Here is a 19,192-nt window from a genome sequence, read left to right on the forward strand (position 1 = left end):
TATTGGGTTGACCCAAGAACTTACAATGTACGTAATACAAAGTTATGCAGGGGGGAAAAAGATGGGAAGTTTACGATTACATATAGAAAATAAAAATAGAAACCAAGAACTAAGAAATATGTGTCTCTATTCATTCGGGAAAACAGTATCAATATTTGGTAGCTCTATTTATAGTTTTGCATTAGGATTATATGTTTTACATATAACCGGATCAGCATTAAATTTTGCCATTACGCTTATTTTAGGAACTATTCCGATGATTGTTATGAATCCATTTGCTGGTGTAATTGCAGATAAAGTTGATAAAAAGAAATTGGTCATTTGTATGGATTTACTAAGTGGAAGCTTATTAATTACTGTTTATATATTTAGCAGTAATTATGGATTAGACTTATTCACCATTTATGCTACTACCTTTCTTATAACGGTATTTACAACATTTTTTGGAATAGGATTAGAAGCTGCAAAACCAAATATCGTCTCCAAAGAGAGGCTAATGAGTATTAACTCTATAAGTAAAATTATCGATTCTATATCTTTAATTCTAGGTCCTATGTTAGGTGGTATTGTTTTTGCAGTCTTTGATATGAAAATTTTTATAATTATAAACGGTATTTCATTTATCCTTTCGGCTATTTCCATATTATTTATTAACTTTAAATTGTTTGAGCAAAACATAAATGAGGAATGTTCAATTAGAAAAATTAATTTTATTGAAGATATAAAGGAGGGATACTCTTACTTAATGGAGCGGAAAAGCTTAAAAAATACGTTCAGTATTTTAATTTCACTTAATTTCTTCTTAGGGTTTGCTGTAACTGTTCCATTGCCATACATTATTAATACAGTTCTCGATCTTGGTTCTAAACAATTTGGTATGATTCAAGGGACTTTTCCAGTAGGCATGATAATTGGTGCGATTTTAGTAAAAAAGATAACCGATCGTTTTTCTTACGCTTATCTTTTGAAAAAGTTAAGCTTTATGTTGGCGGTTTTTATGATTATTTCAGGAATTCCAGTTTTATTCAAAAGTTTTGAGGTAAATGATTTTGTATACGTTATTACCTATTGTGTTGTTATGTTCTTTTTAGGACTAATTATAGTGCTTATTGATATACCTATAGCTTATTTCATGCAAAAAGAGATTCCTGATGAATATAGAGGGAGGGTTCTCAGCATTGGATTAAGTATAAGTAAAATGATGCTTCCTATAGCAATGGCGCTATCCGGTCTATTATTAAATTATATTCCAGCCTACATGATTACAATTGTAGGGGGAATCTTATATTTAATAGTAATTAAAGTTTCATCGAATTGTTTCATATTAGAAGTTCATTCGAAAGATTATAGCGCTTAGTAGATCTTAGATTATTTATATAATGGATACTGCTACATTTTTCAAGATAAGAAATGCAAATACTATAAAATGAAAAAATCGGCTGATTTCCCATGAACAATTTTGAAAAGATTACATATTCGTTTTGGAGACTACTTTAAAATTGTAGGTTGAGGGGGATGAATATCGTTCTAAATACAATAAGAAAATTTAACTTTGTTGATTGACCTTCCCCTTACAGGAAGCAGTATATTTAAAATAATTAATTACAGGAGGTGAGTGTTATGCTTTCAATTGGAGAGTTTTCAAAAATATCTCATCTTACAATGAAGACGCTGCGCTATTATGATGAAATTGGGCTTTTAAAACCAGCTTTCATAGACCCTAAGAATGGATATCGCTACTATGATATTTTCCAATTAGAAATAGCTTTATTGATTACACGATTAAAAACTTATTTATTTTCGCTGGAAGAAATTAAGGATATTTTAGAAAATCGGGAGAAAACTGAATTGCTTAACTCTAAAATGAAAACCAAACAAGAAAATCTAACACAGCAGATAACATATTATTCTTCTTTATTAAAAAAATTAAAGCGTGATATTCAACAATTAGATGAAGAAGAAAGTATCATAGGTTACTTAAATCATATTGAGATTAATCTTGTAAATCACTTAACCTATAATATATCATCTCAGCGAAAACAAATTAATACCGTTGATTTCCTAACACACTTTAATGAGTTGTTTAGTAAAATTTCATTTGAAAATTTATTACCTATTGCAAAACCACTTGCTATTTTCCATAGTTCAGAATATGTACCTGAAAATTATGATGTGGAAATTGCGATTCCCCTTGCAGAAGCCACAAATAAAACAAAAGTGTTTAATCCCGGTCTTTGCGCAATGGCTACGCTTATTGGTTCTTACGAAGAATTACCTTTTATTCATACAAAGCTACACGTTTGGATTGAAGAAAATAACTATAAACTGAATGGAGCTCCGTTTGAAGTTTATAAAACGAATCCTTATAGCACACAGGAGGAGAATAATATCATAGAAGTTTATTTTCCTATAAAATGAATAAAGGGAGGAGCGTATCACAATGTATGGTATAAACCGGCCAACAATAAAAGAAAAAATATTAATTTTAGTTACTGAGATTATCTATCTAATCATTGCGTATTACTTACTTTTCATTACTTATTTCAAACCAGGCATTTCAATAGGGCTGTTTATAGCTTTAATTATCACCGCTTTACGATTAACGGCTATGATGTTTATATGGTTGCCTAGAGGGATTTCATGGCAAGAAGCCATTATGAACAGTATTGCTTTTGGAATTTATTATTTAGGTTTTCCAATCTTAATGATTACTAGTAATCAGGATCCTAATTTAATATTACTTACAATAGGTTGGATATTGTTTTTAGGAGGAAGTATGTTAAACACAGTTTCAGAGCTACTTAGAAAATCCTTTAAAGACAATCCTGTAAATCAAGGTAAGCTATATACAGGTGGTTTATTTAAATATGCGATTCATATTAATTATCTGGGGGATTGCCTTTGGGTGTTAGGTTTAGCATTTATCGCTAGCAATATTTATAGTTTATTTATACCTCTAGGCCTGTTCTTTGTATTCGTTTTTGAATATATTCCAAAATCTGATGGTTACTTACAGAAAAAGTATGGAGAACAATTTACAGTCTATAAACAGAAAACAAAAAAATTAATACCGTTTATTTGGTAAATCAGTTTCATAAATTATAAAAAGCGCAGGATTAGCATCCTGCGCTTTTCTATCGTAATTCAGCTGTTTTTCTAATAACGATTTTATCAATTTCATCTTCTTCATCACCAATAAATAATCCTCGTTCTTTTAAATATGCTTCAAAATATAAATCTGCTTCAGCGCGTTCGTCATATGGCTTTACAGAGAGAACGAAACCTAATTTGTTTTGTTCTTCTAAATGAGAAGTGGAGATGTAAGCCGGTACATTATGGCGTAAAAAGAGTTCTTTAACTGGAATAATCATATCTTTCATTAATTTTGTTAGCATACCCATTTCAAACTCGAAATTAAAGCGATCTATACTAGATAAATCAGCGAATACTACACCGATAAAACCTGTATTAAATACTTCTTGATATTCTACATCTTCATCATGGCCGCCATAAAAATTCTTTTCGATTAAATAATTTACAAAATAAGCAACGCCATCACTTTGTTCAAATGGTTTCGTTGAAAGAACAAAACCAATTTTCTTTTGTTTATGTAAATACACACATGACATGTATGCTGAAATGTTATGTTCTTTAAACAAAGCGCTTGTTGCTCCAGAGAGACCATCTAGTACGTGATGAACAATTTGAAGTTTTTTACGAGCGAAATAATAGGATTTCTTTTGTAACTCCAATGTATCAATAAAGACAGAGCCGATAAAGCCTGTATTTGAAATAATAGGTGCTTGCTTTTTTCTTCCTCTGCGCTTTAATGGAGCCATTGTTAAAATCATCCCTTCATGTACGTTTAAAATAAAAAGAACGTTTGTTCGTATATTTACATTTTACTATTAAAACGCTATAAAGTAAAGGGTTTTTGATGAAAATATAACAAAAAAGACACCTTATAAAAGGTGCCTTAAACGCTGTAAGGGATAGGGTTTACCCTAACTATTTATATTATGATACAGAAACAATCTCTTCTGTATCTTCTACATCTAAATGACAGTCCATAGTACGAACATCTTGATCTTCATGACTTCCGAAATAAATAGTAATTTTCATATGTATCGCTCCTTTATTCTAGGAATACCTAAAATAATTACTAGTAATGTTAATATTTATTATATACCACTTTTTTCATTCCGACAACGTTATATCATTTTTAATTATTTTAAACTATAGAGCACAATTTAAAGAGGTACTTTTTATAGAAAATGGTAAATTTCTAATATGTTATATTTAATATAGAAAAATTCGAGTGTTACTTTTTATGAAAAGGAGAACTATTGATGAATTATAAACAACTACTACTAGAAAACTTTGCATTTAAAACTTCATATGTTGCACAATTTGTGCCCGGAATGAGTATAAAAGAAACGAAAGATTATATTGCTGTTGATTGTGGATTACCTGCCGATACATTCAATATCATTACTCTACTGAACAATAATTTAACGGAAGGGGTCGAGAAATTATATAAGGAGGTAGAATACTATAATCAAAAGAAATTTCCAATGAGTGTTTGGTTATGGGATGAGGAGCAAGAGCGGGATATACAAAGCGGGTTAAATAAAATCGGTTTAAAAGAAGCGGAGCAAAATATTGCGATGGTAGCAGACTTAAAAACAATTTCTCCAACAATACACATGCCAGTAAGTTTTACAATTCAACAAGCATCTTCACCTGGACTAATAAAAAAATTTGGAGAAACGTTAGCTAATCTATTCGGCACATCAGAAGAAGGTATACATGTACAAGCATTCTATAATCAAATTTCTAATCTTGATTTATGGAACAGTGAGAATATGAAACTATTTTTAGGGTTTTATGAAGGTGAAATCGTAACTGTTGGTTCATTGATATGTTCAAAAGATAGTATTGGTATTTATGACATAGCAACGAAAGAAGGAATGAGAGGACGAGGGTTCGGATCTGCTATGTTCAATTTCCTACTGCAAGAAGCACAAAAATTTAAAAATACGTATTGTGTATTACAAGCTTCAACCGATGGAATCAATATTTATAAAAAATCGGGATTTCAAGCTATCGGCAAAATGACTGTATTGGAAAATCGACATTTAATTGAGTAAATCATTCAAGTTAAATTGTCTTTATATAGGAGCTTATAAATCGTTATGAAAAAGATATATCTCGTTACAATAATTTGTGCCTTTATAATAATAAGTATCTTTGTTTTTCAGAAAATTAATGAACATAAGTATACTAAAGCTATGAATCAATCAAATCATATAAAAAATATCGCACATAGAGGTGCTTCTGCGTTCGCGCCTGAACATACAATAGCAGCATATCAATTAGGACAAAAAATAAATGGAGATTATATAGAAATTGATCTCCAAATGACAAAAGATGGGCATTTAGTGGCAATGCATGACGAAACCTTAAACCGTACAACAAATGGTACAGGGCTAGTGAAAGAGCATACATTAGAAGAAGTAAAGCAACTAAATGCAGGTTCTTTTTTTAATGAAAAATATCCGAACTTAGCCAAGAAAGAATTTGAAAATGCAAAAGTCCCAACATTAACAGAAATTATTGAAACGTTTGGGCATAACGCGAACTATTATATCGAAACAAAAACACCTGATGAATATCCAGGAATGGAAGAAAAATTATTAGAAATTATTAATCACTACGAAATACAGGATAAAGTTATTATTCAATCGTTTAGTGAAGAAAGTCTACAAAAGATTCATGGCTTAAATAGTAATATATCCTTAGTACAATTATTACCTTATAAAAAAGCAGTTCAATTAACAGAATTAGAGATAGAAAAGTATAAAACGTACTGCATAGGTCTTGGTATGAATTACAAATATATTGATTCAGATTATGTAAAGAAAATAAAGAAAAGCGGATTAGAAGTTCATCCATTTACAGTAGATAATGAAAAAGATATGAAAAAGTTACTTTCATGGGGAGTCGATGGGATGTTTACTAATTATCCGGATCGTTTACATTCAATATTATTGGATTTGAAAAGTCATGAATAAGAAGTGTTATTCATAAAGGAAAAATTTACAAAATCTGCATATTAGGATTATCAATGCAAGAAGGCATGTAGCATATAAAAAGAAAATACCAAAAACCGCAACTTGAAGACTTAGGTTGTGGTTTTTTTATTGCTTCGATTTCAACTTACAAAGTTTGAAGCTAGAAGTGAAAACCTTTTTAGCTGAATTGGCTTCCTATGTATTTGTACTTCGTATCGTTCTAGGTATATGTACAACCCGTGAGACGAGTTTTGCATAGGATAATAGAAAAGGAGATGTTGCATATTGCAATACCACAATAGAAATGTAAGTAATCTGAATAAATTAGCGGATAATACGAAAGCTGCAGCTTTTAAGTGGTATCAGTACTGTATCGACAATGGAATTGAAGTATTAATTTATGAAACAATCCGTACGGTCGAGCAACAACGTGAATATGTTCGTAAAGGAGCATCACAAACGATGCGCTCATATCACTTAGTAGGACAGGCATTAGATTTTGTTCCAATTCAGTCGAATGGTACAGAAGATTGGAATGGCTATAATAAAGAACCGTGGGCATCAGCAATTCGTTATGCTAAACAAATTGGTTTCGAATGGGGCGGTGACTGGAAAGGATTTGTGGATAGCCCGCATTTGCAATATAACTACAAAGGGTATGGAACAGATACTTTTGGAAAAGGTGCTCAAAACGTAGTGACTCCTCCCCCGTCGAATGATAGTGTAGGGATTGCTTATATTAACGGTAGTAATGTAAATTTACGAAAAGGACCTGGTACTGGATATGGCGTTATTCGTCAATTAGGGAAAGGAGAGTCCTACAAAGTATTTGGACAATCAAATGGCTGGTTAAATCTAGGTGGCGATCAGTGGGTTTATAACGATCCATCATACATTCGTTATACGGGAGGAAATGTACCAGCAACTTCACAATCATCAAATGATGGTGTAGGTGTAGTTACTATAATCGCGGATGTATTACGTGTTCGTACCGGCCCTGGAACAAATTACGGCATTGTGAAAAACGTGTATCAAGGTGAAAAATATCAATCGTTTGGATATAAAGATGGTTGGTATAATGTTGGTGGAAATCAATGGGTTTCTGGTGAATATGTTACGTTTGTAAAGTGAAAATAAGAGCCGTCCAGTTGGGCGGCACTTTATTTTAAATATTCATAGGGCGAACACTTATAATATCATTCGTGATACATAGAGTATAATTTTTCATTCTAATAATCAGAAAGTAATCAAAATGTAATTAATTTCAACTACGCTTTTTATATTTTTTTGATACACTGGCTACGAGGGGGATACCAATTAAGGTCGGTAAAAACCAAAACCATATTGGCGGAAGTAAATTTATAATGGGAATATGGATGCCGACATTTACTAAAAGTGCGGTGACTGCACCAATATAAGAACCTAACATGCCTCTAATGTGGTGATGGAGCCAATTTTTCCAACGTTTTTTTCGTGCAAGGTATCCATAAATCGCAAATGAATAAGAGAAGATTGCTACATAAAATAAATATGCGATTTTATCCCAGTTGATAATGGATAATATTATTGCCGTAAGGGTAATGACAACATAGGATGCATGATATATTTCGCCCCATTCGGTATGTTTTCCTTTCTTCTTTTGGGCAACCATCGCTACAATACCAGTGATTAAGCATATTGTTCCAAATAGGATGTGTATGGTTAAAAAAATGTTGAAAATGCTCATAATAATTCCTCCTTTTTTATTTTTATAGTATTGCAGTATAGGAGAAAAGTTGAAAAATATAGTTAGTTCGGCTTAATATATTGAAATAAAGGTACTCCTAGAACAAAACCCAATGATTTTAATATTTAGTGAGATGATTATTATGTTAAATGAAGGAGAGACTTCTATGTTTACATCTATTACATATTTACAATCTGGCAATGAGAAACAACAAAAAATATATGATGTTTTGAATAGCCTAAACATAATGGAGGATTTAGCTTTATATAATCAAGTTCTTTGCGGGACAATCCCTATAAGAATTGATACTCCTCAATCTGACTTAGATATTGTAATGGAAGTATATAATTTTGATGTTTTTGAGCAGGAAATGAGATCTTTATATGGTTCTTATGGAGGGTTCAACATAAAAAAGAAAAAAATTAAAGGTACTGAATCGATAAAGGTGAATTTTGAATTCGAAGGTTTTGAATTTGAATTATTTGCTCAACCGAAGCCAGTGCGTAATCAAAATGCATATAGACACATGATAGTGGAGCACATGCTATTAATGCAGCATCCCCATATAAGGGAAGAAGTTATTCGCTTAAAGGAACAAGGTTTAAAAACAGAACCTGCTTTTGCTCAAGTATTAAATATTGACGGAGATCCTTATGAAGAGCTTATTTTATTAGGGCAGGAAATGAAATTGTGGTAAATAAGATACATAAAAAAATCCTCCAAAAACAAAAGAGGATTTTTTTATGCCGTTAACTTCCGAATTAATTCACTGAGCAATTTAATTCCGTTAGTCATTTGTTCTGGAGTAGCATATCCATATGATAAACGAATGTACTGATCTGATTCTTCTTCATAAATACGTCCCGGATTTAAAAGAATTCCTTTTGATAGTGCCTCTGAAAAGAGTTTTTTCATCGGAATGTTATGTATAACCTTTAGCCATATAAAAAATCCACCACTAGGAATATCCCATGATGCAATATCTGCACAATATTTATTTAAAGCTCGTATCATTATTTGTCTTCGTTCTTTCAGGTGCATTCTTACGTTTGCTACATGTTCTTCATAAAAACCTTCATTTATCCATTCAGCAGCTACTCTTTGAGATAAAGAGCTGGATCCATAGTCTGTTTGCATTTTTATATCTGACAATCTATCAATAACAGGTTCTGGTCCGATTATCCATCCAATTCTAAGTCCTGGGCTAAGTGTTTTAGAGAGACTACCAATATATAATACATGTCCATGTTTATCCATTGACTTTAAAGGAGCTGGAGGTGATTCATCAAGCCATAACTCTCGGTATATATCATCCTCGATGATAGGCAATTGCTCTTTTTCACATATTTTTAATATTTCTTTTCTTCGCTCTTTGGACATCAATATCCCCGTTGGATTTTGAAAACAAGGGATTGAATATAAAATATTATTCTTTTGACTATATTTAATTCGTTTTAATAAGTCGTTAGGTAAAATACCGTGATGATCCATTGATATACCGGATAAATTTATATTTGCTGATTGAAAAACATGAAGTGAATATAAGTAAGAAGGTTGTTCAAGTAAAACAGTTGATTTTCTATGTAAAAGACCAATCGATATTAATTGTAATGCTTGGAGTGCACCAGAGACTATTAATATAGAATTCGGTGATGCATGTATTCCAAATGATCTTACATATTTGCTTATTGCTTCACGTAACGGATAAATACCTTTTTGTTCTTCGTATCCGAAATAATCTAATTCCTCACTGACGTTTTTTATTATAGATTGCATAGTTTCGAGCGGGAAAAGATGAGGTGCAAGTTCACCTTTACTAAGATGGATAAGCGTTTTATTTGCTTCTGCTTCATTTATTTCTCGCACCATTAACTTACTTGGTTTATGAATACCGGCTTTTACATATTCACTCCAATCGGGCGGAGGATTAGTTGCTAATAATGACCATGTATTATTCATTACAATTGTTCCTGCTCCGATTTGTCCTTGAATTAAACCATCTGCTATAAGTTCATCTAGCGCAGTAATTACAGTACTTCGATTTACATGAAATAATTTTGCTAACTGCCGCTGACTAGGGATTTTACTTCCAATTGGCCATTCTCCGTTTTCAATTTTTTCTTTCATATAGTCTATTATCTGCTGATATTTGGGCACTTTTTTATCGGTCGTCATATAAAAAACTCCTTCGTTTATTTAAAAGATTCAAAGTGGTTGGTTTTTCCGATAAATAACTGGTTGAAGACATTGTATCAACTATTAAATATGATGAAAAGAAATAATTGGTAATTTAAAAATGGTTGGTTTTTTAGGGAAGGAGAAAAAATATGCATAATAAAAAATGGGATTTACGCATTATATGTGCTCACGCTTTTACAATTCTTATATGGGGAACTGCTTTTCCAGCAATTCGTATGGGGCTTGAATCTTATACGCCTGAACACCTTACTTTACTACGCTTATTAATCGCTTCATTTATACTTTTGTTATTTTCATTTATATACAAACTACGACTACCGGATTTAAAGGATATCCCAGCAATTTTTATATTTGGTGCTTTAGGGTTTACTATTTATCACATCGCATTAAATTACGGCGAAAAAACAGTAAATGCTGGATCTGCAAGTTTAATAATTTCAGTCACTCCAATAGTAACGGCAATTCTTGCTTCTGTTTTTTTGAATGAAAAAATGAAATTAAATGGTTGGCTTGGTGGTGTAATTAGTTTTGCAGGAATTGCCTTAATTTCATTTAGCCAGGGCGATGCTATTCAATTGAATAGCGGGGGATTATTTATATTATTAGCGGCGATTTCAGAAAGTCTATTTTTCGTTTTCCAAACATCTTACTTAGAAAAATACGGCTTCTTACCATTTACCATATATACAATTTTGTCTAGTACTGTATGTATGCTTATTTTCTTACCCGGAGTTTATCAAGAAATACTAGCAGCTCCTCTTGAAGTTAACTTGAGCGTTATATATTTAGGTGTCTTTCCAACAGTACTCCCGTATATTGCATTGGCCTATATTATATCTCGTGCTGGTGCTTCTGAAGCAACAAGTTCTCTATATTTAACGCCAATAACTGCGTGTTTCATTGCTTGGATATGGTTAGGAGAAGTGCCAACTTTAGTTTCGATAATTGGCGGAGGAATTACTATACTTGGAATTGTGATTGCTCATATACCAATATTAAGAAAAGAAAAACATAGGAATTTAGCAAATAATCAATCCGTATAATGTAATTCAATAATAATTTTATGATACTTTTTTATATAGTTTCTTTCTTATGTTGATAAATATAATATTTTGTATTTCAGTTAAATATTGTATGTTACATTTTATGCAGTAAGCATTTTAAAAGGAGCTGACAACATAATGAATGGAAAAAGAAATATTTTTACATGTATTTCTATTGTAGGAATCGGACTAGCTAGTTTTTCTAATTCTAGTTTCGCAGCAAGTGTAACGGACAATTCAATACAAAATTCTATTCCCGTAGTTAATCAACAAGTAGCTGCTGCAAAGGAAATGAAACCATTTCCCCAGCAAGTTAATTATGCAGGTGTTATAAAACCGAATCATGTTACACAGGAAAGTTTAAATGCTTCTGTAAGAAGTTACTACGATAATTGGAAAAAGAAATATTTGAAAAATGATTTATCTTCTTTACCTGGTGGTTATTACGTAAAAGGAGAGATTACAGGTGATGCGGATGGGTTTAAGCCACTTGGAACTTCAGAAGGTCAAGGGTATGGGATGATAATTACAGTATTAATGGCTGGTTATGATTCGAATGCTCAAAAAATATATGACGGATTATTTAAAACAGCAAGAACTTTTAAAAGCTCTCAAAATCCTAATTTAATGGGATGGGTTGTCGCAGATAGTAAAAAAGCACAAGGTCATTTTGATTCTGCTACTGATGGAGATTTAGATATTGCGTATTCTCTTCTTCTTGCTCATAAGCAGTGGGGATCTAATGGAACAGTTAATTATTTGAAAGAAGCACAAGACATGATTACAAAAGGTATTAAAGCTAGTAATGTTACAAATAATAACCGACTAAATTTAGGAGATTGGGATTCTAAAAGTTCACTTGATACGAGACCATCTGATTGGATGATGTCACACCTTAGAGCATTTTATGAATTTACAGGTGATAAAACTTGGCTTACTGTTATTAATAATTTGTACGATGTTTATACGCAATTTAGTAATAAGTACTCTCCAAATACAGGACTTATTTCAGATTTCGTTGTAAAAAACCCACCACAACCCGCACCTAAAGACTTCTTAGATGAGTCAGAATATACAAATGCATATTATTATAATGCTAGTCGAGTACCTTTAAGAATTGTAATGGACTATGCGATGTACGGCGAGAAGCGAAGTAAAGTCATTTCTGATAAAGTCTCTTCATGGATTCAAAATAAAACGAATGGAAATCCTTCTAAAATTGTGGATGGTTATCAATTAAATGGATCCAATATTGGTAGTTATCCAACTGCTGTATTTGTTTCACCGTTTATTGCTGCAAGTATAACGAGTAGCAATAATCAAAAGTGGGTAAATAGTGGTTGGGATTGGATGAAGAATAAGAGAGAAAGTTATTTTAGTGATAGTTATAATTTATTAACTATGTTATTTATTACAGGAAATTGGTGGAAGCCTGTACCTGATGATAAAAAAACACAAAATCTAACAAATGATGCGATTTATGAAGGATACGATAATTAATTAAATTTGAGAATGGTTACTGAAGAAAGGAATTAGCATTCGCTAGTTCCTTTTTAATGTTTTGTAAAACATTATCCATTCTAAAATTCGCATAGATATACTTGCTTTTTTCATATACATAGTTATTGATGACTCTATGTTTTTATGAAGGGAGAGTATTTCTTGGAAAAAGTATTATTTTTCGGAGATCCAGGTATTGATGACTCATTTGCCATTATGTATGGTTTACTGCATCCCGAAATTGAAATTGTCGGTATTGTAACCGGATACGGAAATGTTGAGCATATACATGCTGCACATAATGCAGCGTATATTTTACAGTTAGCAAATAGACAAAACATTCCTGTCATTAGTGGTGCAACAAAACCACTGACAGAAGAAATCACTACGTACTATCCTGAAATTCACGGAGCAGAAGGATTAGGGCCCATCCATGTTCCAGAAAATATATTATCTATTCCAATATATAATTTCGGCAGTATTGCTGCGATTCTTATAAAGTACGGAAAAGATTTAACGATTGTTGATGTAGGAAGATCTACCTCGTTAGCAATTGCTTTTAATTTATGGAATGATTTAATGCTAAATGTAAAAGGAATCTATTTCATGGGTGGTGTTTTTTTAGAAGTAGGAAACGTTACGCCATTAGCAGAGGCAAACGTGTATGGAGATCCGATAGCAAGTAAAATTGTTTTCCATCAAGCAAAGAATTTATTCATATTCCCTTTAAATGTAACAAACAAAGCTGTGTTAACACCAAATGTATTTAACTATATTCAAGCTAATGCAAAGAATCCATTTCATATGATAATGAAACCAATGTATGACTACTATCTATCCGCATACCAAAAACTTAATCCATCTATGGAAGGACCTTTGCTACATGATGTGGTTGCAATAAGCGGATTAGTAAATCCAAGTTTTTTTGAATTTGTGCATCGTACAGTAAATGTAGATACATACGGAGATACGAAAGGACAAACATTTGCTGATTTTCGCCCTAACTCTAAATCTGAAGGAGCCCGTATAGCTTTAGAAATAGATGCAGAAAAATTCATTCAAGATTTTATAAAAATTATGTTATAAGTTGCTGTCGAAAAAGGGAATTATTTCAATGCGTTGAATATAAAAATACATCCTCTAGATAAAGGAGCTTACAATATTGAATGTCCAGTTAAAGGTTGTTACGAGAGACAATTGGGAAGATGCATTAAAGTTACAAGTTAAAGAAGATCAAAGAAAATTTGTCCCCGCTGTAGCAGTTTCACTTGCTAAAGTATATATAAAACCAGATGGTGACAATGTAGAGTACATACCATTCGCTATATACGATGGTGACCTTATGGTTGGTTTTGTTATGCATGCTGTTGTAATAGAGACATCGGATATGTATTGGATTAACGGATTTATTATTGATCAATCGCAACAAGGTAATGGTTATGGAAAAGCAGCATTACAAGAAAGTATTGATATAATAAAAAATACTTTTAAATCGTGTAAAGAAATAAGATTAACCGTACATAAAGATAATCTCTCTGCAAAGAAATTATATGAACGATATGGTTTCATATCATTAGGACAGGAGTATGATGGTGAGCAAGTATACCGTTTATTTGTTTAACTATTAAGAAGTAAAGGTGTGAAATGAAATATGCAATTTACTGAAGTGAAAATTGAAGTGTTCATTCCTGAAGAATATATTGAAACATTAAGGGATGAATTAAATAAAATTGGAGCATGTAAAACGGGCGAATATGACCATTGTCTTTCCTATAGTTCAGTGAAAGGATATTGGAGACCTTTAGAAGAGGCATCTCCTTTTAATGGAGAAATTGGTCAAATATGCGAAGGACAAGAATGTAAAGTTGAAATAAAGTGTAAACGAGAACTTGTAAAAGATGCTCTTGAAGTTATTAATGATATTCATCCGTATGAAACACCTATGATTTATATTATACCAATACTAAATGACTATTTTGAGAAACTATACATTAAATAACTAGGAGGAATATCAATTGAAAAGTAAATTTCATCATATTGTACGAGCAGTCATGATAAAAGATGAAAAATTATTAGTTGCTGAATATATCGGCCATCATTATTTTTTACCTGGTGGCCATGTTGAAATTGGAGAATCAGCAGAGAATGCATTAAAAAGAGAGTTAAGAGAAGAACTTGGAGTAAACTGTAGTATACAACAATTTTTAGGCGTCATAGAAAATCAATGGCAAGATAAAGAAATTCTTCATCATGAAATTAACCACATTTTTGAAGTAGAGTCACAAGATTTACATACGGACTTAACACCGCAATCTAGCGAGTCTCATTTAGTATTTCACTGGATAGCTTATAATCAAGAAGCCTTAAATCATTATGAAATCATGCCAATGCCTTTAGTAAAGGAATTACTAGAAAGTAAGTTAAATGATGAACTCCTAAATTGTTGGATTAGTAATTTTTAAATCACTTTATTTATAGTAAATACGTCCATCGAATGAATATAAAGAAAATAGGCTGAAAAACAAGGTACATCACCTAGTGTAAGTTCATATTTTGTTGATGTACGCATTTAGTCTATAGTCTTGTTTCTACTTTGTTTAAAAGAATTTATTAACTTTAATATTTGGACGGAATTTACATTTATAAATGGAGGGTTTCATAATGAATCAGTTTCAACAAGAACTACAATCATTAAACCTTAATGATTATCAAACTGGCAATGTTGTGTATTGGGATCAACAACAAAGTCAATATCCATACTATTACATTCAAGACGATGCACGTCGTTGCGGCGGATGTGGTGGACGTTGCGGTGGATGTGGCGGTAGATGTGGTGGTTGTGCAGGTCGTTGCGGCGGATGCATAGGATGCGCAGGATGTTTCAGTTGCTTTAATTGCTGGAACTGGTGGATTATTTAAGTATAGAAAATTCAAGTTATTTTATATGAAAGAAAGGTGTAAAAACTATTTTGCACTTTTCTTTCATGCTGTAATTTTGATGTGTATTAAGGGGGATTTATTTGTATACATATGATAAGTTGATTTCTTGGGTAGAGGATATAAAAGAAAAAAATCATAGTTCTGCTACAGCACTTTGTATTATAAAAGATAATAAAATCGTACTAGAGCATTATAGTGGTTATCACTCAAATACATCTACAACCAAGAGAGTAACAGCATCTTCACAATTTAACGTTGCTTCTGCTAGAAAAAGTTATTTAGGATTAATGATAGCGTATGCGCTTTATGAGGGGAAAATAAACTCTATTGATGATGAAGCGATAAAATATTTTAAAGACTTTGATCCTGCATTGCTTAGTAAAACGACGATAAGACATTTAGTAACACATTCGCACGGATTAGAAGAAACGAATGACAGGACAATTTTTCGTGAATTTGCACCGGGGCAATCATGGGCGTATAGAGATATTAATGTAAGAATGATGACACGTCTTATTTATCAGCTATATAACAAAAGTTTTCCTGAATTGTTAAAGGAGCGTGTGTTTAAGTCTGCTAATTTTCAAGAAACAGGTTGGAGAGTTCAGCGTGATGAAAATTTAGTTGACGTTGTTAATAATCCAAATGAAGACGCAATTAGTGAAATTGGTACGGTAGATGACGGTACTGAAAAAAATTTGTTTGTCTCAGCTAGAGAATTTGCGCAGTGGGGCAATCTTCATTTAAATCAAGGTAGGATAGATGATAAACAAATTGTTCCAAAAGAAGTTATAAAAATCGCTACGAGTTTGCAGAGTCCAACATATATAAACAAAGAGCTACCACAAAATGGATTGTTTTGGTTCATCCAAAATGAGCCTGCGCAATTAAGCGAACTTGGTGAACGTGTTCCAAAAGGGTCGTATCAAATATTAGGGATTACTGGACCGACCATTTTAGTAATACCTGAATATAATGTAGTTGTTGCAAAAATGTATAACAAAAGATATAACTACGGCGGTGATAATTACTTATATTATTTACGTGAATTTAGTAATTTAGTCGCTGATACATTTAGTAACGGTAATAGGGCATAATTACTCCTATAACAAAAAGGAGTGATTGAAAGTGAAAGATAAAGTGAACAAAAATAAAAAACAAAATATAAAAGATGTAAATACAGAGCAAAATGCGATTTATAGCGATCCTAAAGATGCAGCTAATATGCAAACTGTACCGCAGCCGAAGGATTTTGATGAAATCGAATATTAATTTTTCATCCGACTATATGATGAATGAAAAATACGTCTTAAGTCTCATCACATTTAAGAAATTATTTGATAACATATATACATAAGCATTTGAAAATGGCTTATCTTAACAAAGCTTTCTTTAGAAACATCTGATATAACCTGCAAAAGGCACTTCTTTATGAAGTGTCTTTTTGTGTATATGAACTTAATTACCATTTTCCGTACAGTATCTTGCAATTTATGATGGATATACTAACTGTGAAAATTCATGTCAAGATAAAAGAAGGGGACAGTTAGTATGAAACAAACTTCTATAAATCCGTTACTAATTGTTCTAGGTACAATCATTGTTCAAATTGGACTTGGAACAATTTATACATGGAGTTTATTTAATCAACCCCTTGTAAGTAAGTTTGGATGGAATCTTAATGCAGTAGCGATAACTTTCTCTATAACAAGTTTTTCTTTATCATTCTCAACTTTATTTGCAGAAAAGTTACAGAAAAAATTAGGACTTCGGAAACTTATTGCTACTGCAGGAATTGTTTTAGGACTCGGCTTAATACTTAGTTCACAAGTTTCTTCCTTACCACTATTATATTTATTAGCTGGTGTCGTTGTTGGTTATGCGGATGGAACAGCTTATATTACATCACTATCTAATTTAATTAAATGGTTTCCAAATCGGAAAGGGCTTATTTCAGGTATATCTGTATCAGCGTATGGAATGGGCAGCTTAATCTTTAGATATATAAACGGAAATCTTATCGATAACCTTGGTGTATCACAAGCATTCTTATATTGGGGTATTATCGTGTTACTTTTAGTGTTAATCGGATCGTTCTTCTTACGTGAGGCAATTGTAAGTAATGCTGTAACTGAAACATTACACAATGACTATACTCCGCGTGAAATGATGCGAACGAAACAAGTATATCTGCTATTTTTTATGTTATTCACCTCGTGTATGGGTGGTTTGTATTTAATCAGTATGGTAAAAGATATCGGTGTACAACTCGTTGGACTTAGCGCAGCAACCGCTGCAAACGCCGTTGCTATGATTGCAATCTTTAATACAGTAGGTAGAATCATTCTTGGGACGTTATCAGATAAAATCGGGCGAATGAAAATTGTCTCTGCAACGTTTATTATTATAGGATTGTCAGTCTTTACTTTAAGTTTTATTCCGCTAAATTACGGAATCTATTTTGCTTGTGTAGCAAGTGTCGCCTTTTGCTTCGGCGGTAATATAACTATATTCCCAGCTATTGTCGGAGATTTCTTTGGATTAAAAAACCATAGTACAAATTACGGGATTGTCTACCAAGGTTTCGGATTTGGTGCGCTTGCAGGATCATTCATTGGAGCGATACTTGGAGGATTTCAACCAACTTTCATTATAATTGGTGTTTTAAGTGTTATTTCCTTCATTATTTCAATATTAATCCGTCCACCAAATGCAGAGAAGAAAAAGGAACTAAAACATTTACATCGGAAAGTGGCGTAATACTAAAAAGAGTCCTAATATAGGGCTCTTTTTAGTACAAAACATTTTTTGTGTAGAGAGAATAGAGTTATTTAATTTAAAATGAAATGAGTAGCAGATACTTAGAATATTCATATTGTTTTATAAAGGAACTAACATGTTGCTAAAAACATTTAGAAAATTACAGTTAACAAACTTTGTGATGGAACGTGCACTTCATTCATAGACCATTATTTTCTTATCAGTTTACAATGAAAGTAGTTGGCTTTTATTGATTACAACCATAATTTCTTCTGTTGTGGCATTCGCTACAACAAATATTGATGACATTTTTATACTACTTGTTTTATTTTCAAAAGTAAGAACAGAAGTAATTAGGAAAGAAGGAAGAGCTGTCCGCGAAAAAGCTACGAGAAAAAAACTTTATATTGTTATTGGACAATATTTAGGATTTAGTATGATTATTTTTCTAAGTATCATTGGGTCTTTAAGCTCTTTTTTCATTCCTGTTTCGTGGATTGGATTATTAGGATTCGTGCCAATTTATATGGGGGTTAAAGGACTATTGTCACTTCGTTCTTATAAAAGTAATGAAGTTATCGATAACGTTACTGTTTCATTATTTAAAGTAGCTTCAATTACATTAGCTAATGGAGCTGACAATATTTCGATTTATATACCAATGTTTGCTAGTCAAACTCTTGAAACAAATATCGTTACATTAGTTATCTTTTTTTCCATGATAGCGATATGGTGTTTTATTAGCTACAAATTGATAAAAGCTCCTATACTAGCTAAAGTACTTGAGGAAAACTGTCATATTATTGTTCCAATTGTTCTAATTGGTTTAGGAATGTTCATTCTTTTTCGTAGTGGTACAATTGGACTATTCTCCTAAGGTGTTGAAATAACGGAAGTTTTCATAAAAAAGAATTGAACAATTTTAATATTTTTTGAGCAATTATATTCAT

21 protein-coding genes are annotated in these 19,192 nt (G+C 32.0%); 18 read left to right on the forward strand and 3 right to left on the reverse strand.

All coding sequences use genetic code 11. The features are described from left to right. The first annotated feature begins 61 nt into the window (after positions 1-61). From ACTL4X_RS13165 to ACTL4X_RS13175, 3 genes are all read left to right on the forward strand, one after another. On the forward strand, positions 62-1,357 hold the full coding sequence (locus ACTL4X_RS13165) for an MFS transporter (RefSeq protein WP_042883742.1): 1,296 nt from the start codon (positions 62-64) through the stop codon (positions 1,355-1,357). A 263-nt stretch (positions 1,358-1,620) separates the two neighbouring features. Continuing rightward, complete coding sequence (locus ACTL4X_RS13170; RefSeq protein WP_000948769.1) at positions 1,621-2,418, forward strand: MerR family transcriptional regulator; 798 nt, start codon at positions 1,621-1,623, stop codon at positions 2,416-2,418. 22 nt (positions 2,419-2,440) lie between these two features. Continuing rightward, positions 2,441-3,085: a methyltransferase family protein gene (locus tag ACTL4X_RS13175; protein WP_000274258.1), complete on the forward strand. Its 645-nt coding sequence runs from the start codon at positions 2,441-2,443 to the stop codon at positions 3,083-3,085. Between the two features lie 49 nt (positions 3,086-3,134). Here ACTL4X_RS13175 and ACTL4X_RS13180 read toward each other — a convergent pair whose 3' ends face one another. After that, complete coding sequence (locus ACTL4X_RS13180) at positions 3,135-3,839, reverse strand: hypothetical protein (protein ID WP_000035356.1); 705 nt, start codon at positions 3,837-3,839, stop codon at positions 3,135-3,137. A gap of 510 nt (positions 3,840-4,349) precedes the next feature. On the opposite strand from ACTL4X_RS13180, the gene ACTL4X_RS13185 reads away from it, so the two are divergent. The 3 genes from ACTL4X_RS13185 to ACTL4X_RS13195 all read left to right on the forward strand — a co-directional run bounded on the left by ACTL4X_RS13185 (position 4,350) and on the right by ACTL4X_RS13195 (position 7,205). Further along, the gene (locus ACTL4X_RS13185; RefSeq protein ID WP_001107092.1) at positions 4,350-5,150 is read left to right on the forward strand and encodes a GNAT family N-acetyltransferase; all 801 of its coding nucleotides are present in this window, start codon (positions 4,350-4,352) and stop codon (positions 5,148-5,150) included. 45 nt (positions 5,151-5,195) lie between these two features. After that, a complete protein-coding gene (locus ACTL4X_RS13190) occupies positions 5,196-6,074 on the forward strand; it encodes a glycerophosphodiester phosphodiesterase (protein ID WP_000725646.1) in 879 nt (292 codons plus the stop codon). Between the two features lie 285 nt (positions 6,075-6,359). Then, positions 6,360-7,205 carry an SH3 domain-containing protein gene (locus ACTL4X_RS13195; RefSeq protein ID WP_001199272.1) on the forward strand — a complete coding sequence of 282 codons (846 nt, stop codon included), beginning with the start codon at positions 6,360-6,362 and terminating at the stop codon, positions 7,203-7,205. Between the two features lie 133 nt (positions 7,206-7,338). On the opposite strand, the gene ACTL4X_RS13200 is transcribed toward ACTL4X_RS13195, so the two are convergent. Further along, a complete protein-coding gene (locus ACTL4X_RS13200) occupies positions 7,339-7,800 on the reverse strand; it encodes a DUF2306 domain-containing protein (protein WP_000021720.1) in 462 nt (153 codons plus the stop codon). A gap of 166 nt (positions 7,801-7,966) precedes the next feature. Between ACTL4X_RS13200 and ACTL4X_RS13205 the strand changes: the two genes are divergently transcribed. After that, positions 7,967-8,497, forward strand: coding sequence for a DUF4269 domain-containing protein (locus tag ACTL4X_RS13205; RefSeq protein ID WP_441395064.1), 531 nt, complete (start codon positions 7,967-7,969; stop codon positions 8,495-8,497). 44 nt (positions 8,498-8,541) lie between these two features. Here ACTL4X_RS13205 and norG read toward each other — a convergent pair whose 3' ends face one another. Next, positions 8,542-9,975 carry an efflux pump transcription regulator NorG gene (gene norG / locus ACTL4X_RS13210; protein ID WP_000205591.1) on the reverse strand — a complete coding sequence of 478 codons (1,434 nt, stop codon included), beginning with the start codon at positions 9,973-9,975 and terminating at the stop codon, positions 8,542-8,544. Between the two features lie 152 nt (positions 9,976-10,127). Here norG and ACTL4X_RS13215 point away from each other — a divergent pair, with 152 nt between their 5' ends. From ACTL4X_RS13215 to ACTL4X_RS13265, 11 genes are all read left to right on the forward strand, one after another. Beyond that, positions 10,128-11,042: a DMT family transporter gene (locus tag ACTL4X_RS13215; protein WP_000551622.1), complete on the forward strand. Its 915-nt coding sequence runs from the start codon at positions 10,128-10,130 to the stop codon at positions 11,040-11,042. A gap of 138 nt (positions 11,043-11,180) precedes the next feature. Further along, a complete protein-coding gene (locus ACTL4X_RS13220; protein ID WP_078386070.1) occupies positions 11,181-12,542 on the forward strand; it encodes a glycosyl hydrolase family 8 in 1,362 nt (453 codons plus the stop codon). A 162-nt stretch (positions 12,543-12,704) separates the two neighbouring features. Continuing rightward, on the forward strand, positions 12,705-13,628 hold the full coding sequence (locus tag ACTL4X_RS13225) for a nucleoside hydrolase (protein ID WP_000416797.1): 924 nt from the start codon (positions 12,705-12,707) through the stop codon (positions 13,626-13,628). A gap of 76 nt (positions 13,629-13,704) precedes the next feature. Continuing rightward, positions 13,705-14,163, forward strand: a complete 459-nt coding sequence (locus tag ACTL4X_RS13230) for a GNAT family N-acetyltransferase (RefSeq protein WP_001102671.1) — start codon at positions 13,705-13,707, stop codon at positions 14,161-14,163. Positions 14,164-14,193: 30 nt separating this feature from the next. After that, positions 14,194-14,541 (forward strand): divalent cation tolerance protein CutA, encoded by a 348-nt coding sequence (gene cutA, locus ACTL4X_RS13235; protein ID WP_001160791.1) that lies wholly within the window; start codon positions 14,194-14,196, stop codon positions 14,539-14,541. A 16-nt stretch (positions 14,542-14,557) separates the two neighbouring features. After that, a complete protein-coding gene (locus ACTL4X_RS13240) occupies positions 14,558-15,004 on the forward strand; it encodes an NUDIX domain-containing protein (protein WP_000836829.1) in 447 nt (148 codons plus the stop codon). 199 nt (positions 15,005-15,203) lie between these two features. Next, a complete protein-coding gene (locus tag ACTL4X_RS13245) occupies positions 15,204-15,461 on the forward strand; it encodes a heterocycloanthracin/sonorensin family bacteriocin (RefSeq protein ID WP_001071393.1) in 258 nt (85 codons plus the stop codon). A 101-nt stretch (positions 15,462-15,562) separates the two neighbouring features. Beyond that, the gene (locus ACTL4X_RS13250) at positions 15,563-16,579 is read left to right on the forward strand and encodes a serine hydrolase domain-containing protein (RefSeq protein WP_000288896.1); all 1,017 of its coding nucleotides are present in this window, start codon (positions 15,563-15,565) and stop codon (positions 16,577-16,579) included. A 31-nt stretch (positions 16,580-16,610) separates the two neighbouring features. Further along, positions 16,611-16,754, forward strand: coding sequence for a hypothetical protein (locus ACTL4X_RS13255; RefSeq protein WP_000653680.1), 144 nt, complete (start codon positions 16,611-16,613; stop codon positions 16,752-16,754). Between the two features lie 279 nt (positions 16,755-17,033). After that, complete coding sequence (locus tag ACTL4X_RS13260) at positions 17,034-18,242, forward strand: L-lactate MFS transporter (RefSeq protein WP_000815121.1); 1,209 nt, start codon at positions 17,034-17,036, stop codon at positions 18,240-18,242. Positions 18,243-18,492: 250 nt separating this feature from the next. After that, the gene (locus tag ACTL4X_RS13265; RefSeq protein WP_000633405.1) at positions 18,493-19,119 is read left to right on the forward strand and encodes a cadmium resistance transporter; all 627 of its coding nucleotides are present in this window, start codon (positions 18,493-18,495) and stop codon (positions 19,117-19,119) included. The last annotated feature ends 73 nt before the right edge of the window (positions 19,120-19,192 follow it).

The organism is Bacillus sp. RE35 (assembly GCF_052146655.1).
Classification (GTDB): Bacteria; Bacillota; Bacilli; order Bacillales; family Bacillaceae_G; genus Bacillus_A; species Bacillus_A cereus.

Coding starts and splice junctions, on each gene's coding strand:
- ACTL4X_RS13165 (WP_042883742.1), top strand. CDS start 62: ATGGGAAGTTTACGATTACATATAGAAAATAAAAATAGAAACCAAGAA.
- ACTL4X_RS13170 (WP_000948769.1), top strand. CDS start 1,621: ATGCTTTCAATTGGAGAGTTTTCAAAAATATCTCATCTTACAATGAAG.
- ACTL4X_RS13175 (WP_000274258.1), top strand. CDS start 2,441: ATGTATGGTATAAACCGGCCAACAATAAAAGAAAAAATATTAATTTTA.
- ACTL4X_RS13180 (WP_000035356.1), bottom strand. CDS start 3,839: ATGGCTCCATTAAAGCGCAGAGGAAGAAAAAAGCAAGCACCTATTATT.
- ACTL4X_RS13185 (WP_001107092.1), top strand. CDS start 4,350: ATGAATTATAAACAACTACTACTAGAAAACTTTGCATTTAAAACTTCA.
- ACTL4X_RS13190 (WP_000725646.1), top strand. CDS start 5,196: ATGAAAAAGATATATCTCGTTACAATAATTTGTGCCTTTATAATAATA.
- ACTL4X_RS13200 (WP_000021720.1), bottom strand. CDS start 7,800: ATGAGCATTTTCAACATTTTTTTAACCATACACATCCTATTTGGAACA.
- ACTL4X_RS13205 (WP_441395064.1), top strand. CDS start 7,967: ATGTTTACATCTATTACATATTTACAATCTGGCAATGAGAAACAACAA.
- norG (WP_000205591.1), bottom strand. CDS start 9,975: ATGACGACCGATAAAAAAGTGCCCAAATATCAGCAGATAATAGACTAT.
- ACTL4X_RS13215 (WP_000551622.1), top strand. CDS start 10,128: ATGCATAATAAAAAATGGGATTTACGCATTATATGTGCTCACGCTTTT.
- ACTL4X_RS13220 (WP_078386070.1), top strand. CDS start 11,181: ATGAATGGAAAAAGAAATATTTTTACATGTATTTCTATTGTAGGAATC.
- cutA (WP_001160791.1), top strand. CDS start 14,194: ATGCAATTTACTGAAGTGAAAATTGAAGTGTTCATTCCTGAAGAATAT.
- ACTL4X_RS13245 (WP_001071393.1), top strand. CDS start 15,204: ATGAATCAGTTTCAACAAGAACTACAATCATTAAACCTTAATGATTAT.
- ACTL4X_RS13260 (WP_000815121.1), top strand. CDS start 17,034: ATGAAACAAACTTCTATAAATCCGTTACTAATTGTTCTAGGTACAATC.